General features: G+C 68.5%; 15 protein-coding genes and 2 pseudogenes. 3 read left to right on the top strand and 14 right to left on the bottom strand.

All coding sequences use genetic code 11. From position 1 onward, the window contains the following. Nucleotides 1-24: 24 nt before the first annotated feature. A complete protein-coding gene (locus tag OG361_RS34300) occupies nucleotides 25-822 on the bottom strand; it encodes a hypothetical protein (protein ID WP_405862741.1) in 798 nt (265 codons plus the stop codon). 340 nt (nucleotides 823-1,162) lie between these two features. Here OG361_RS34300 and OG361_RS34305 point away from each other — a divergent pair, with 340 nt between their 5' ends. Beyond that, the gene (locus OG361_RS34305) at nucleotides 1,163-1,951 is read left to right on the top strand and encodes a serine protease (RefSeq protein WP_405859800.1); all 789 of its coding nucleotides are present in this window, start codon (nucleotides 1,163-1,165) and stop codon (nucleotides 1,949-1,951) included. 965 nt (nucleotides 1,952-2,916) lie between these two features. Here the strand turns inward: OG361_RS34305 and OG361_RS34310 are convergent. Next, on the bottom strand, nucleotides 2,917-3,714 hold the full coding sequence (locus OG361_RS34310) for a hypothetical protein (RefSeq protein WP_405859802.1): 798 nt from the start codon (nucleotides 3,712-3,714) through the stop codon (nucleotides 2,917-2,919). 270 nt (nucleotides 3,715-3,984) lie between these two features. On the opposite strand from OG361_RS34310, the pseudogene OG361_RS34315 reads away from it, so the two are divergent. Next, nucleotides 3,985-4,155 (top strand): annotated as a pseudogene (locus tag OG361_RS34315) (DUF6333 family protein); the annotation flags it as partial. 24 nt (nucleotides 4,156-4,179) lie between these two features. On the opposite strand, the pseudogene OG361_RS34320 reads toward OG361_RS34315, so the two are convergent. Beyond that, a pseudogene (locus tag OG361_RS34320) lies at nucleotides 4,180-4,263 on the bottom strand (IS5/IS1182 family transposase); the annotation flags it as partial. Between the two features lie 384 nt (nucleotides 4,264-4,647). On the opposite strand from OG361_RS34320, the gene OG361_RS34325 reads away from it, so the two are divergent. Then, nucleotides 4,648-4,860 carry a hypothetical protein gene (locus tag OG361_RS34325; RefSeq protein ID WP_405859804.1) on the top strand — a complete coding sequence of 71 codons (213 nt, stop codon included), beginning with the start codon at nucleotides 4,648-4,650 and terminating at the stop codon, nucleotides 4,858-4,860. A 61-nt stretch (nucleotides 4,861-4,921) separates the two neighbouring features. On the opposite strand, the gene OG361_RS34330 is transcribed toward OG361_RS34325, so the two are convergent. The 11 genes from OG361_RS34330 to OG361_RS34380 all read right to left on the bottom strand — a co-directional run bounded on the left by OG361_RS34330 (nucleotide 4,922) and on the right by OG361_RS34380 (nucleotide 15,109). Further along, a complete protein-coding gene (locus OG361_RS34330; RefSeq protein WP_405859806.1) occupies nucleotides 4,922-5,470 on the bottom strand; it encodes a hypothetical protein in 549 nt (182 codons plus the stop codon). A 2-nt stretch (nucleotides 5,471-5,472) separates the two neighbouring features. After that, nucleotides 5,473-5,997, bottom strand: coding sequence for an RNA polymerase sigma factor (locus OG361_RS34335; protein ID WP_405859808.1), 525 nt, complete (start codon nucleotides 5,995-5,997; stop codon nucleotides 5,473-5,475). Next, nucleotides 5,990-6,349 carry a hypothetical protein gene (locus OG361_RS34340; protein WP_405859810.1) on the bottom strand — a complete coding sequence of 120 codons (360 nt, stop codon included), beginning with the start codon at nucleotides 6,347-6,349 and terminating at the stop codon, nucleotides 5,990-5,992. The genes OG361_RS34335 and OG361_RS34340 overlap by 8 nt, the downstream gene beginning before the upstream one ends. Beyond that, the gene (locus tag OG361_RS34345; RefSeq protein ID WP_405859811.1) at nucleotides 6,297-8,453 is read right to left on the bottom strand and encodes an AAA family ATPase; all 2,157 of its coding nucleotides are present in this window, start codon (nucleotides 8,451-8,453) and stop codon (nucleotides 6,297-6,299) included. The genes OG361_RS34340 and OG361_RS34345 overlap by 53 nt, the downstream gene beginning before the upstream one ends. 803 nt (nucleotides 8,454-9,256) lie before the next feature. Then, a complete protein-coding gene (locus tag OG361_RS34350; protein ID WP_405859813.1) occupies nucleotides 9,257-9,679 on the bottom strand; it encodes a heme-binding protein in 423 nt (140 codons plus the stop codon). Between the two features lie 38 nt (nucleotides 9,680-9,717). After that, nucleotides 9,718-10,920, bottom strand: a complete 1,203-nt coding sequence (locus OG361_RS34355; RefSeq protein WP_405859815.1) for an MFS transporter — start codon at nucleotides 10,918-10,920, stop codon at nucleotides 9,718-9,720. Between the two features lie 332 nt (nucleotides 10,921-11,252). Next, nucleotides 11,253-11,990: a polyprenol monophosphomannose synthase gene (locus OG361_RS34360; RefSeq protein WP_405862602.1), complete on the bottom strand. Its 738-nt coding sequence runs from the start codon at nucleotides 11,988-11,990 to the stop codon at nucleotides 11,253-11,255. Nucleotides 11,991-12,018: 28 nt separating this feature from the next. After that, the gene (locus OG361_RS34365) at nucleotides 12,019-12,900 is read right to left on the bottom strand and encodes an alpha/beta fold hydrolase (RefSeq protein WP_405859817.1); all 882 of its coding nucleotides are present in this window, start codon (nucleotides 12,898-12,900) and stop codon (nucleotides 12,019-12,021) included. Beyond that, entirely contained in the window at nucleotides 12,900-13,112 is a 213-nt protein-coding gene (locus OG361_RS34370; protein ID WP_384572365.1) for an MbtH family protein, read from the bottom strand. The genes OG361_RS34365 and OG361_RS34370 overlap by 1 nt, the downstream gene beginning before the upstream one ends. Nucleotides 13,113-13,136: 24 nt before the next feature. After that, nucleotides 13,137-13,931 carry an enduracididine biosynthesis enzyme MppR gene (mppR, locus tag OG361_RS34375; protein ID WP_405859819.1) on the bottom strand — a complete coding sequence of 265 codons (795 nt, stop codon included), beginning with the start codon at nucleotides 13,929-13,931 and terminating at the stop codon, nucleotides 13,137-13,139. After that, the gene (locus OG361_RS34380) at nucleotides 13,928-15,109 is read right to left on the bottom strand and encodes an aminotransferase class I/II-fold pyridoxal phosphate-dependent enzyme (RefSeq protein WP_405859821.1); all 1,182 of its coding nucleotides are present in this window, start codon (nucleotides 15,107-15,109) and stop codon (nucleotides 13,928-13,930) included. The genes mppR and OG361_RS34380 overlap by 4 nt, the downstream gene beginning before the upstream one ends. Nucleotides 15,110-15,111 lie beyond the last annotated feature (2 nt).

Genomic DNA, 15,111 nt, shown 5'->3' on the forward strand with positions numbered 1-15,111 from the left:
TGCTGTCGTGCCGTCGAACTTGCTTTACCTGTCGTGCACTTGGCTCAGTTGACGTTTTATCAGCTCTTCCTGGACGACTGGCGTGGGCCGGTCGGTTCCCTGCTCGTGCTCCGCAAGACTGCGAGCTTCGGCATCAGCGGTCGCCACGACGACCGGGCCGTTGGGGGCGATGTGGATCGGCCCGAGGAAGCCGTCACTGACGAGCGCACCCGCCAGCAGGAACAACAGGGAGGTGGACAGTACCGAGCGGCCCGCGAGACCGGAGACGAGCAGTGCGACCCCCAAGACAGCGATGAGCACCATACGAGCCCCTGGCGAAGAAGGGATGTGTCCCTTGTCCGCCGACCAGGCTTCCCGGTGTTCCGCCCAGGCCTTTATGCGACTCTTACGCCTTTGATACAGACCCTTGACGCGCGTCCGGTGCTCCGGCCGCGAAGACTCACCGGGCTGGGAGGTCCGGGCGCGGCGACTGCTAGGAGCGTGTCCCAGTAACGGGTAAGCGGTCAGCTGGCCGTGATCGATGGGATCGGTCGCGGTCGCGCTGCTGACACCTGTGAGGCTGTGGTCGAGGTCCTGCCCGCCAGCCGTGCGGCCCGGCAACGCCGCGACGGGGCCGGGAGGCCCGGCCGGCCAGCCGGCCAGGGCGGTGAGTCCGGTGGTTCCGGTGTGTCGGAAGATCTTGCGGAGGTTGTGGCAGGCGGCGAGCAGTCGCCACTCGCCGCGTGCGCCGTCCTCGCCCCGCAGGAAGAAGTTGGCGGCCGCGCTGGCCCGTGCCCGGATGTGCGGGTGGGCCGCCCAGCTGACGGTGGCCCTCTTCCTCATTCGGCCGTTGCGACTTCCCCTTCTGCGAGAGGATGCGCGAGAGATTCTCACGCATCACCACACGAAGGAGGCGCACAGAGTGAACTGGCTGGAGAGCGTTGTCAGGGTCGTCGAGATCCTCGGCCCCGTACTTGGCGGCCTCCTCTGACACCACGCCGGAACGGTGACGTTCCTGTGGACACGGCCAGACCGGCGCCCCAGGAGCGCCAACTGCGTCTTTCCGCAGAAACGATGTCTTGGCAGGGCAGTGGCGGGGAAGGGTTCGCGCGGCCCCGTCCGGGTGGGCCGGGCAGAGAAGAGAGGGACGAGTGTGCGAAAAGGTGAAGGGCTCAGGCCGCTGATGGCTGCGGCGGCGCGGGCCGTGATGACGGTCGTGGTCATGGCGGGCGCCCTGGCCACGGGGGCAGCAACGGCGTCCGCCGAGCCACCACCCCCGTCCACGCGGATCGTCGGGGGGGCCGACGCTGCAGACGGCGCGTATCCCTACCAGGTATCCCTTCGTGACGGCGGTCAGCATTTCTGCGGTGGTTCGGTCATCGGCGCCCAGTGGATCCTGACCGCGGGCCACTGCCTGGAGGGCCACGCTCCTTCGTCGATTCAGGTCGTCGCTGGGAGCAACACCCTGAACGCGGGGGGTACCGCTCTCGCGGTGGAGCGGTACACCATCCACGAGAACTACCACTACAACGTCGTCGGCACCGTGTCCAACGACATCGCGGTCCTGAAGCTGAGAACCCCCCTCGGCTACACCCCGCGCATCCAACCCGTCGCCCTGTCGGACCTCCCCGAACTGCTCGGCGGGAGCGCGACCGTCACCGGGTGGGGACTGACGAGCGCCACCGGCCAGACGTCGAACGCCCTCCAGCAGGCCACGACGACGGTGATGCCCGTCGCCACCTGCGCTCTGCGCTACGGGACCGGCGTCGTGGACATCCTCCGCAACATCTGCACCTACACCGGCTACGACGGCGCCTCCACCTGCACGGGCGACAGCGGCGGTCCCCTGGTCCAGAACGGCAGGCAGATCGGCATCGTCAGTTTCAGCGCCAATTGCAGCCCGCGCTACCCGAGCGTCTACACCAACGTCGGGTTCTACCGGCTCTGGATCAACGCCCGCACCGGAATCTGACCCGCCTTCGCTTCCCGTCCACGTGACCGCGGGGCCGGCCGCTGCCGAACCGCGGACGGTTCGGCAGCGGCCGGCCCTGGAGGACTGAGATTCCCTCGGCTGGTGCCCGCACCGCAACCCGGCGTCCAGCACCGGACAGCTCACGTGCGGGCGCCGGAGGCGGTCTACGGGTGCACGAGTTGCCCCACGAACATGGTCACCGGCTGGAGGATGGTGTAGAGCTGAATGAGATCGTCGATGTTCAAGGCAGGGAATTCCTTTTCACCAAGGGGCGGGCTGCTGCGCGCCGGTTGATCTTCCCTACCCGCGTGCGCACCTCAACTACCCCACCCGAAGCGGGTTTCGCCCGCACCGATGGCACGGGAACGGGTGTGCCGATTGCGGGGTTGGACGGGCGGCGCTTACTCGCTTCAGCCGCGCTGATGCGGCACCGGGCTGGGGCCTGTCGTCAAACCGGATCCCGCTACAGACGGTGACGAACGGGGCGAGTCCTACAGCCGGTTCTGCTCATGAACACCGAACCCATTCCACGGGGCAAGCATCGCTCAGCGCCACCCTTCGTGTGAACACCCGAGACCGCGCCGGCTCGGCTGCCTACGCCTGCCTCAGCGCGCTGGGGTGCGGGTGGTCGGCGTGGCTCCCCGTCGAGTTCGCCGATCCACCGGTGCCCGGATCGGGCACGCACTACGGCATGGGCCCGCACCCAACGTTGAACCGAGGAGAACACGGTGGACTGAACCGGGGACGGGCTCCCGCGCGGGTCTACGGGGCTGAGCCGGTCCGGCCCGGAGCCGGGCTTACCGCGAGCCGGTCGGCGGGCTGCTGGACGTCACCGGCTGGGAGCCGGAGCGGCACTCCTCGCGCTCCGACGAAGTGGGTGGCACTACCGAAGCAGTTCGAGTCCGGATTCCGTCGGCGGCCGGCGAGGTCGGACCCGAGGCCGGCCGTCGTGGCGGCGAGGCATGTCAGGGGCGCCAGTGGGGGTCATGCAGTCGCGCCAGGTTCTGGCGCGCGAACATCTCCGCCTTGGCCTGGTCGACGATCCCGGCGGCCGCCAGGTCGTCCAGGATCTCCCAGTACGCCTCGATGGCCTCCTGCCGGAAACCGCCGACGGCCAGGGCGAAGGCGAGGTTGTTGCGTGCCACGACGGTGGCCTGGTCCGTTGCGCTGAAGGTCTCGACTGCCTGCGTGGCGAGCTGTCGGAGCAGCGTCAGCGCGCTGAGGAGATCGCCGCTGCGGCGGTGCTGCTCGGCGACCGCGAGCCGGTAGCTGAGCGTTTTGCGGTCGGCCAGCGGCTCCCGGCCCACGCCGGCCGCGCGCCACACCGCGATGGCCTGCAGAGCCACCTGCTCCGGTGTGCCCGCGTCGCCCGTGCCCGCCTGCCGCGGGGCGTCGGTGGCGCCGAACGTCCAGGAGGCCAGCCGCGTCCTGAGCTCCCGGACGGGCGTCTGCGGCGCGAGCAGCCAGCAGTCGACGTTGTCGATGCCCAGCCCGATCACGCTTGCGGCGTCGCCGCACTCCCATGTGCGGTTCAGGTTCGGGACGAGGAGGAACTCCCCGCTGCGCGCCTTGGCCTGGAGGTCTTCCACTGTCAGGACGTAGAGCCAGGTGAGCGAGGGCCAGCTCACGGAGAGCAGGCTGCGTAGCGGCCGTCCCACCGACAGGCCCGCCAGGGCGACGTCCAGCCGCAGACCCTCGATCAGGCGGGGGTGTCGCGGATGCCCGCCGAGATAGGTCACTCCGGTGACACGTAACCGTTCCATCGTCCCCTCCCAATCGGCCGCCGGCCAGCCCCGCCGGGCGCCGCACCACCATCCTGCCGCGCCGCCAGGGATACTGTCTGCCTGATTGGCCGTCATCTTTTGTGGCAGCCATGCGCGTTACTGTGCGGGCATTGATGGGAACGGAAGCGAACACTGCTGAGGGCAAGACTTCCGGGTAGCTGTGGGTACGGAGCAGCCATGTCGAGCTGACCCTGCAGTTCCCGCCCTTACCCGCTGTGGAGGCGGCCGGCTCGCTGAGCCCGCCGATTCGTCGAGACGCTGGTGACGGTCGAGGAGGTTCTCGAGGAGCACCCGCAGCGGCTTCGGCAGTATGTGTCGGGGCCCCAGGTAGGCGCAGACCTGGACCTCGTCGCGATTGGCTGCTGGGGAGGTCTGGTGACGTCGTTGACCCGGTGCTGGCCGGCGACTTGCTCACGTTAGCGATGACCGATGAGATCTCCGGGCAGCGCGAACGGCCGCCAGGATCCGCTCCCAGGTGCCGTCAGCGCACCAGCGCCGATGCCGGTCGTAGACCGTGGTCCACGACCCACCCCAGAAACTGTCAGGCCAACAGCGCCGACATCACTCAATCAAGTTCAGTAGCAAGGAGAGCATCGCGGTGATCCTCGGCCTGAATGTCGGCTGCGGTGGCAGCGGGTGCCTATCGCGCCCGTGCTGCCGCACCCGGAAGCCGCACACAAGCACGGCGAGATCGCCGACGCCGAGCGCTCCGGTTACAAGGTCCCACCGGCCCGACCGGTCCGCCTGACCTGACCGGCCGGCGAGCAGCGCCAGGATGCCCGCATCGGGACCCCGAAAGCAGGTACTTCGTGCCACTCTGGGTCGATCGAGAGGGAACGTTCCTCCAGGGGAGGACGCATATCGTTGCGGTATCGGGCCCGCCGACGGATGTGCTCGGACGCAATGTGGCGCATGCCCGCATGCGTTGAACTCGATCTTGCCGGTGCCGCGAAACGCGTGGAACTCGCCGACGTCGGAGAAGTCGCGCCCGTGCTCGGCCCCGCCGATTTCTCCGAGGCGGCAGACCTTCCAGAAGGCTTCGGCACGGCCACGCCCGTCGCCAGCGGAGGACGTGCCGCCGCGCTCGCCCAGGACGTCCTTTCCCTGTCTAGTTCAGCGTGTTGAAGCTCGAGGTCGCGCCTGAGGGTCGACAGCTGACGGCTGTCGACCCTCAGGGATGAAGAGGTCAGTGGGGGTCCAACTCTCGCCGTTCCTCCCGTCGGGCGTGCAGGTGCGTCTTGAGAACAGCGGACCGCGGCCTGCCAGTCAGCAGGATCTGTGTTCCTGCCGTTGACGCGGCAAGGACGCTAAGGACAGCGCCTAGCACCGCTGACCCTCCCTGCATCGCGAAGAGCGCGATCGTCGTCATGAGTACCAAGGAGGCCACATTGGTGACTGCCCGGGTCCTGGTGAGTTGGACCTCCAGAGCGGGGCGAGAGCGCTCACTCGGGTGATCCGGCATCACCGGAGTCGCAGGCGCCGGATCGCGGAAGGCCTCGGACTCAGCTTCGCGACGGGAGCCGAAGATTTCGACATTGTTGGTTTCACCGCCATTGACGTTCACGACCACGTGCTGGTGATGGCTGCGATCAGTCACTTGCTGGTCAACGAGTTCCGCTTCATCGATGATTGAATCGATGCGTGCGGCTTCGGAAGGATCATCGTGCAACCGCTGTAGCGCCTGCCGGAACGACGCAACGCGCTCCCCCTCCGAGCGGATTTCCTCCTGATTCATGTTCACTGCTCCTCCTCCCCGCACTCGTTGTCCAACTCGTTGAGCTTGGCGCGAAGCTTGATCTTGGCTGTATGCGTGTAGCTCTTAACCGACCCGGTCGACAGCTGGAGAGCTTCGGCTGCCTCCTCCACGCTCAACTGTCTGTAGAACCGTAGATGGATGACCTCCTGCTCCCTGGGCGTCAGGTCCTTGATTGCTTGGTTGATCATGACGCGGTTCAGAATCTGGAGATACTCGTCGCGCTCATCAGCGAGGTCTTCCTCGTTCCGATCGCGGTATTTCTCTTCCTTCGTGTTCTGAGTCCACCACTTCGCGCATTCGTTTGCCGCAATCTTGTAGGCGTACCCGATCGAGAAGTCATCTCGGATGTGGGGCCACCGCCGGCGGACTGCGACAAAGACGTCATTGACGATCTCATCCGCGACCGGGTGCGGGATGCCCCTGCGGAGAAGTGATCCACGCATCGCCCCGTGATGCTGCGTGTAGAGATCGACGACCTCATCGTCGAACTGCTGCCTGTCATTCACTGAGAGTGTCCACCTGCGGAACGTCGTTGGGACGGGAGTACTCAGGCTGGGGCCCGGGTGATGCCGGGCTGATCGCCGTCCGCCCCTGCCGCAGCTGCATCGGAGCCGGATCGGTGTGAGAGGAAGCAGCAGAAGGAGGAGCAGGCACCGCTTCGTCGCCGCCTGCGATGCCGCTGTCCCGTGACTGGATGGGCATCATGCGGATGACCCGGGTTCGCCCGCCCACCTCGCTCTCCATGAAGTCAGTGCCCGGCGGCAGAAGCGGGAGCACGCTGACGGTGGCAGCGTTGCGTTCGCGCTCAAGCTCGATTGCCGTGCGGCTCTTGGTCCGTTCTGTCAGGTAGCCCCACATTCCTCCTTCGCGGCGGAAGAGGCTCATGACCCATGTCAGCGGTCCCATCCCTCGCTCCCCTCGTCCTCAAGTCCTTCTGGTTCTGAGAACAAGAAGGGTGAGCGCGAGGGGATCGGTTGGGGGCATGCGGCTCTTTTCTTGGGCGGCCTTGCGGATCAAGCCGAGCGCGCCATGGCTCAGCGCTTGGGGAGCAGGGAGTTGAGGCGCGTGAACAGCTGGTCGGCGCGTGTGATCGTTGCTGCGTCGATGCTCGGGGCGAGTGCCGCCTGCTCGCGGAGGAAGCGGCCGCCGGCTTGTAGTGGTTGAACCGAGTGGTGATCTTGCGCTTCTTGAACACCGCCTCGATCTGCCGGATGACGCGAGGGTCCTTGGCGTTGAGTTCCGAGGCGTCGATCGGGGTGGTGAGCTGGTTGGCGTAGGCGCGGTTTACGAGGTCGAGGTAGAAGTCCCTGTCAAACAGGTCCTCGACGTCCGCGTCGGCCGTGGCGGTGAACTCGCTGATCTCGACGAGTCCGTTCTTGGCGAGCTGGTCGTTGTCCCGGAGGCGCTGGACGGCCCCGACGTCCTTGCTGCTGGAGTCGACGAGGACGGCGACGTTCAGCTTGTTCGCGCCCAGGAGGGTCACGAAGGTGGACAGCTTCCCGGAGCCGCCGATGGGGGTCTTCACCCAGCGCGGGTCGAGTCCCGTGGAGCCGTTTGCCTCGGCGACGTCGGTGAGCACGTCGAGGTAGATCAGGTCGCTCGGGCCTTCGAGGAGCAGGGTGTGCTCGCCCACGAACAGCGTCTGGGTCATCTCGACACCCATCGCGGTCAGGAGCGGGAAGGCGGTGTCCTCGTCGGCCTTGAAGATCTCCGAGGAGACCTTCGCTCCGCCGCGCTCCATGTCCATGACCGTCCTGACCCTCTGGAGGTTGTGGGGGTCGACCATGAACGGAGAGTGGGTGGTGTAGAGCACCTGGTGCTTGGGGGCCAGCCGCTCGTCGATCAGACGGAGCAGGTCCTCCTGGGCGCGGCCGTGAAGGGACAGGCCGGGCTCGTCCAAGAGGAGGATCAGGTCAGTGCTGCCCGCCGCCTCCAGCTCGTTGAAGTAGGCGAGGAAGGAAAAGAACCAGACGAAGCCGCGGGACCGCTCGTCGAAGGGCACTGAGGCTCGGTGCCGAGTGTTGAAGACGCGGACCTGGAGGATCGGTCCTTCGTTGAAGGGCGGCACAGCCCCTGTCTCAGGGGCCAGGACCTTCAGCTGGACTTCCAGCTCGGTGTTCTGCGACCAGTAGTCGAAGACCTCGTCCGAGATGACGTTGCCGGAGTTCTCTAGTTCCCGGATGAGCCGTTCGTGCTGGTCGGAATCCTGGAACTCCTCCGGCGAAACTCCCGCCATGTCCAGCAGGCTCAGCAGAGCCCGCTCGCCGCGCGTGATGTCTCCTGACGCTCGCCGCCGGATCAGATCGGGCAGCGCGACCTTGCCCGGCATCGTGTCGTAGTCCGCGAAGTAGACGAAGTTCGGCATCGACGGGCTGCCGTACTGGTCGATGAGGTGACACCCGAGGCTGCTGTCGCGCCAGCCGCGGATGCGGTCGGCCAGTGCGGTGGCGCCGGACGGGGGCTCTTCCAGTTCGTCGAGGGCATCAAGAAGGTCCGCGACGGTCTTCGCGCTCCCGATGGCCTTGGCGGTCGCGGCCGGGAGGCCCAGGGCGGAGCGCAGGTGGTTGACGACCGCGACCTCGTCGTAGGAGAAGGCAAAGGTCTTGGTGCTGTCGCGGTAGCCGATGACGACGTCAAACTCGGGGCTCTTCATGGCCTTGCGACCGAGCTCCTCCTCGATCGCCTTCATCTCGGTGTCGTCGAAGCGGAACGTCGCCCGGACCACGGGGATCTTCTGGCCGGCCGGGATCTGCTTGCGCTCGCGGGTCTTGCGGGCAAGGAAGTCGACGACCTCGTCGAAGGTGGCGGCCTCCACGGGGTTGAGCCGGAAGAGCGCCTGGAGGAGGGTCGTCTTGCCCGACTCGTTCTTCCCGACGAGGCAGGTGACATCCTTTTCGATGTCGACTATGTCGGAGTCTTCGACAGACCTGTAGTTGGTGATGTGTGCCTTGATCAGCTGCATTGTGCCTGGTGGGTTCTTCCTCGTGCTTGCGAGGAGGCCCGGCGTGCCAGGTCGAGAGGCGGTGATCACAGCAGCGTGGCACTGGGTGCCTTCGGCGTTGTGTTCGAGGTATGTTCCAGATGCCAATCATGAGTAACCCCGGCGCCCGTCGACCTCGACGCCGCCGGGGTCCTCTTTGAGCTAGATCTGAGGGTAGCGCCCGCCTCTGACAACTCCGCTCGATTTGTCTCCCGTTGATCTCACCGTGCTGTCGGCCGTGGTTGGGCCCGGAGGACTGGGAGGTTGTCGGGCCTCTAGGCCAGCTGGAGGCGGAGCTGGCGGTTCTCCATCACAACCTGATGCAGTGGGCCGACGAGTGCCTCGTTGTGGGCCTGGAGCCGGTCGTTCTCCTTCGGCGTCTCGGCCCGGAGCTCCTTGGCCTTGACCAGCTGCCGGCGGAGCTGCTTCTCGCCGTCGGGCGTCTGTCCGCAAGCCCCGGACCTTCTGGTGGAAGTCGTTCTTGAGGACGAGGTGCAGCTGGGTGAGAGCGTTGCCCGGGACGTCGGCCTCGGTCGCGAGAGCGAGGCCGAACTGCCGTCGGAGGGTCGATGCTTCATGTCCGGTCCGAGTCCCAGTCGCACTTCTTCACCACAGGCCAGGAGCCGGGTACCGGGCGGCTCGCTGCCCGCAGCGGCCGACAGTCCTAGACGTTGACGTCGAGTGCCGTCCGTACGGCCGACGCGCTTTCTCGGCCCCGCCGTCGGCCGCAAGCGTCGGTATCCGGCTTCGGACGTGATCGCCCAAAAGAGGTCCTGAGGCGCGGGCTATCGGGATATCTCCTCGCGTGCGGTGGTGGCGAAGGAGTGGTCCTGCTCCGGGGCGCCGCCGCCGACGCCGATGGCGCCGATGAGGCGGCCGTCGCGGTGGACCGGCAGACCGCCGGCGATGAAGAGCAGCGGCCGGTCGAGAGCGGTGGGCAGCGAGTGGAACGGGCCGTCGGGCTTGACGAGGTCGACCAGGTCGGCCGTGGGGGCGTTGAGCTGGAGTGCGGTGTACGCCTTGCGGGTGCTGGTCTCGCCCGAGATCAGCACCGCCCGGTCGTCGCGGCGGAAGGCGAGCAGGTGTCCGCCGGCGTCGAGCACGGTGATGCTGACGGTGACTCCGGCGTGTTCGGCGGCGCGGCGGGCGCTGGTGATCAGGGCCTCGGCCTCGGTGGTCGTCAGCGGGATGACGGCGGTGGTGCTCATGGCGCTTCTCCTTGGGGTGGCGGGGGAGGGGAGGGGGGTCAGTGGCGTACGGGGATGCGGGCGTCGGTGTCGACGGTGGCGGCGGCTTTGGCCGCCGTGGTCCGGCGCTCCAGCGCGGCGGACCAGAAGGCGAGGCCGAGAGCGGCGGCGGCGAGGACGGCGCCGACCCAGTTCGGGGAGGTGTAGCCGAAGCCGGCGGTGATGACGATGCCGCCGAGCCAGGCGGCGAGCGCGTTGCCGAGGTTGAAGGCGCCGATGTTGACGGCGGAGGCCAGGGTCGGCGCGCCGTGCGCCTGGTCGAGGACGCGCTTCTGCAGCGGCGGCACCGTGGCGAAGCCGAGCGCCCCGACGAGGAGGATGGCGATCGCGGCGAGGACCTTGTCGTGGGCGACCACGGTGAACAGCGCGAGGACGATCGCGAGCCCGCCGAGGGTGGTGTACAGCAGGGGCATCAGCGCGCGGTCGGCGTACCGGCCGCCGAGCAGGTTGCCGAGGAACATGCCGACGCCGAAGAGGACGAGCAGCCAGGTGACCGCGCCGTCGGAGTAGCCGGCGACCTCGGTCATCATCGGTGCGATGTAGGTGATCGCGGCGAAGACACCGCCGAAGCCGAGCACGGTCATCGCCATCGCGAGCAGCACCTGGGGGTTGCGGAACGCCTTCAGCTCCCGGCGCAGGTGGGCACCTCCGGGGCGGGGCATGGCGGGCACGAGCCTGGCGATGCCGAGCAGCCCGATCACACCGAGCGCGGCGACGATCGCGAAGGTGGTGCGCCAGCCGACCGACTGCCCGATGAAGGTGCCGAGCGGCACGCCGACGATGTTGGCGACGGTGAGGCCGGTGAACATGGTGGCGATGGCGCCGGCCTTCTTGTCCGGGGCGACGAGGTCGGCGGCGACGACGGACCCGATGCCGAAGAACGAGCCGTGGGCGAGCGAGGCGATCACGCGGCCGGTCAGCATCATCCCGAAGCTCGGGGCGAGGGCGGAGACCACGTTGCCGAGCACGAACAGGCCCATCAGCAGCATGAGCATCCGCTTGCGGCTCACCTTGTTGCCGAGGACGGTCAGCAGCGGCGCGCCGACGACGACGCCGAGCGCGTAGCCGGTGACCAGCAGGCCCGCGGTGGGGATGGAGACGCCGTAGTCGGCGGCGATGTCGGGCAGTAGTCCCATGACGACGAACTCAGTCGTTCCGACCCCGAAGGCCCCGACTGCCAGGGCGAGGAGCGCGAGCGGCATGGCTCACCCCTTCTGTGATTGCTTGAGTAAGCTCTTTACGTGCCTCCACAATAGTTGCATGCGCGCTATAAGTGCAATCGCAGGTAGTCGGTGTGCTCGGGATGGCGGTGATCGCATACGTGGGGGCGCGCCGATGCGCCGGGGTACCGGTGTGTGGGCGAACGAAGCCGGCCCCGGCGCGATGCCGGGGCCGGTCGGCCCGACTGGCGGGCGAAGGGGAAGGCCACCGCCTCCATCGCGGCAACGAGCGGGGTCAGCAGGAGACGGTCGACGAAGGCGCTTCACCGCTGACCAGGCACGAGCGTGGTCAGGGGCGCGGCGGGCCCGAGGCTTCAGCCGCGCTCGCGCCCGAAGCGCAGCCTCCACGGAGTGAGGGCGGATTCGAGCTGCACTCCCAGGCTCATCTTCGACGCGCCGTGCCCGCGTTCCTCGAAGCGAATCGGCACCTCGAGGATGGTGAACCCACGCCTGACGGCCCGGTGGTTCATCTCGACCTGGAACGAATACCCGTTGCTGTGTACGGAGTTCAGGTCGAGCGCCCGTAATGTCTCGGCCCGCCACGCCTTGAATCCGGCGGTGGCGTCCTTCAGGCGCAACCGCAGGATCACATTGACGTAGATGTTGGCCCAGGCCGACAACGCTCGGCGGAACCAGGGCCAGTCGGAGGCGATCGAGCCGCCGGCCACGTAGCGCGAGCCGATCACGACGGAGGCGTTCCCGGTCGACAGCGCATCGATCATGGCCGGGATCGCCGAGGCCGGGTGCGAGAGATCGGCGTCCATCTGGACCACGATGTCGGCACCCTCGTCCAGCGCACGGGCCATGCCGGCGAGATAGGCGCGGCCGAGTCCGTCCTTGGCGCCACGGTGCAGCACGCCGATGGTGTCCGGTGTCTCGGCGGCGAGCTTGTCGGCGATCTCGCCGGTGCCGTCGGGTGAGTCGTCATCGACCACGAGCAGATGCAGATTCGGCACCGGCAGGTCCGCGAGCAGACCGGCCAGTACAGGCAGGTTGTCCCGCTCGTTGTAGGTCGGCACGACGACAACGGTCTTCGGAGATACGACGGCCATCGGCACCTTCTCGGTCGTCGGAAACGGTTCAGGGGCTGGTGACTCGGCGCTCTTCGGGCGCCGCTCGGCTGGTCCGGGGGAGAGGGCGGGCCGGAACGCTGCGGAAGAACTCGAGCATCCGCCGGTTCACCTCCTCCGGTTGCTCCATGTACCCGTAGTGACCCGCGTGGTGGATCAGCTGGTGGGCGGCGCCGGGGATGGCACGTGCCACCTCGGCGACCAGGTGTGGGGGCGTGACCAGGTCGTCGGCGAAGCCGAGTACCAGGCACGGCGTGGTGATCGCGGCGTAGGCCGCGAGGCGACCGGGGTCCGGCTTGATGGCGAGCTGATGCCGCAGTCCGGGGCCGGTGGACAGCGACTGCTCGAACACCGACAGCCAGTCGGACACCTCGACGTCGTCGTTGAGCGTGTGCGGGGACAGGTTCTGGATCGCCTGCAGGGCCGCGTGATAGCGGAGTGGCAGCGTGATGCCGGAGTCCAGCAGCTCGATCTCGGCCCGGGCGGCGGCCGCGCGCAGTCCGTCGTCGCGGCCGCGCGTGGCCATCAGTACGGCGGCCGTGGCCAGATCGGGCCGGGTCAGCAGCAGCTCCTGCACCACGAGCGCGCCGAGCGACGTGCCCACCAGACGGCACGGCCCGATGCGCAGGTGCTCGATGAGCCCTGCCAGGTCGGCCGCGAGATCGCCGAGCGTCAGCCCCGCCTCGCCGGGGTCGCTGGGGGGCACGCCCCGGGAGTCGTACGTGATCACTCGATAGCCGGCCTCGGCGAGCGCCGGCACCTGGTGCAGGCGCCACGCCCGGCCGCGACCACCCGCGCCCATGACCAGCACGACCGGCTCCCCGCCCGATCGGCCGTCGGGTGCGTGGTCGTCGTAGTGCAATCGCGTCCTGCCGATGGTCGCGACGCTCATCAGCCCGCGGCCATGCGGTCGGCCAGGCTCTTCGGGCGCATGTCGGTCCAGTGCTCCTCGACGTACGCGAGGCAGGTCTCGCGGTCCGTGTCGGCCAGCGAGACCGACCACCCCTCGGGAACGGCGGCGAAAGCGGGCCAGAGCGAATGCTGACCTTCGTCGTTGATCAACACCTTGAATCGAGCGTCGGGGTCGTCGAACGGATTTGTCATCTTCTGCTCCTTCGGGGGTGGGTATCAGTCCAGGGCTTGGCCGGAGACCAGCGTCTCGGCGTATCCGAAGACATGGCCGCGCCCGACCGAGACCGGCCGCAGCGAGGCGAAGTCCGCGTCGAGCACATCGAACATCTCGAGGTTCGCGTCGCCCGACCACACCTCGGAGAACTCGACCCCCGTGACGGTCGAGGTCACCAGCCCGACGGGCGGCTGCTCACCGGCGAGCCAGGGCGGCTGGACCCGGCTGTGCACCAGCGGAACGGTGTGCAACGCCGGCGGTTCGGCGGCCCGGGCGGTCACGCTCACCGAGGCGTGGGCGATCCGGCGGCCGCCTGTCGCGGCCGTGCCGTGATACATGCCAGCGGCGGAGCCCAGGGGCCCTGCCTTGCCGACGCGCATCGGCCGGGTCTGATGCACCTCACCGAACTGCTTCGGCATTCCCTGCACCCAGCCGCGCAGGAGTGGCACGGGCTGGTCGACCCAGGCGTACGGGCACCGGGCCAGGGGACGGCCGCGGTACTCGCAGCCGAGCAGGATCAGGAACTCGCTGAACTGGCTGGCGCCCGGATCGGCCAGCTCGGTGCCCGGCTCCGAGCACCACTGCCAGTGCGCGAAGACCGCGGCGGCCTGCCCCGGATCGGCGCCGGGGTCGAGCTCGGGCGGGAGGAACCGAGCCGCCGCCGCCGGGTCCACGCGGTAGTCGACCATGACGACCTCGCCGGAGAAGTGCCACGGCGGAGGAGTCAGCGTGGCCGAGGTACCGGACGGGGAGAGCGGAAGGCTGTAGCCGCGCAGGGTGTTGACGGCGATAGTCATCGAAGGGTTTCCTCATTTCTCCAGGCGGCGGCGAGCCGCGCGGCCGCCGCCGCCAAACCGTCGGGCGAGTTGAGGCTGTACGCGAGTCGCAGGTGAGTGCCGGCCACGCTGCCGAAGCGGGAGCCCGGTGCCACCGCGACGCCTGCCCGGCCGGCCGAGGCGAGCAGCGACGACTCGCTGCGCCGCGGGTGCTCGAAGGTCAGCCAGACGAAGAAGCCGCCGGCCGGACAGTCGAAGGTCACCGACTCGCCCATGCCGGCCCGCAGGGCGGCCACGAGTGTGTCGCGCCGCAGCCGGAGTTGCGCACGCAGCCACGACAGGCGCCGGTCGTAGCGGCCGTCCCCCATCAGCATGGCGACGGCCAGCGAGGTCAGGTGGTTGAGCGCTCCGCCGCTGACCAGTTGTCCGCGGTCGGTCATCGTTTCGACCAGGTCCGGGTCGGCCTCCAGCCAGCCCAGTCGCAGGCCCGGTCCGAGTGTCTTGGCGAACGACCCGAGCCGGATCACGCCCCGCCGGCCGGCCAGCGCGGCGAGCGAGGGCGGCGGAGCGGTGCGGTCCAGGCCCAGTTCCGTGTACGCGTCGTCCTCCACGATCCGCACGCCGTGCCGGGCGGCGACGGCGAGGAGCTCCAGGCGGCGTGACTCGCCCGCGACCGTGCCGGTCGGGTTGTGGAAGGTCGGCGTCAGGTAGACGAACGCCACGTCGTCACCGTGGGACAGGGCCCGGTCCAGTGCCTCCGGCCGTACGCCCTCACCGTCGGCGTCCACCTCACGCAGGTGCAGACCGTGATCGGTCATGATCCTTCGGCCCAGGTCGTAGCACGTACGCTCGACCACGACGGCCTGGCCGGGCCGACCCAGCACGGTGCACAACAAGGTCAGCGCCTGCGAGGTACCGGCGGTGACCATGATCTCCTCGGGTGCGCAGCCGTGCCGGGCGGCCAGCAGGGCGCGCAGTGGCTGGGCTCCGGCGTTGGCGCCGTAAGTGAGCGCCGCGGGGCCGTACTCGGCGAGGGCCTCCGCGTAGAGCGGGTACACCTCGTCGACCGGCAGCAGGCTCGGTTCGAGGTAGCCGGGTCCCAGGTCGAGGACGCCGGGTGGGGAGACGGCCTGCACCACTCCCGCACGCCACCATCGGGCGTGCGAGAGCGGGGAGACCGCCGAGTCCGGTGGAACCATCA

It is taken from the genome of Streptomyces sp. NBC_00090 (assembly GCF_045160815.1).
GTDB lineage: Bacteria > Actinomycetota > Actinomycetes > Streptomycetales > Streptomycetaceae > Streptomyces.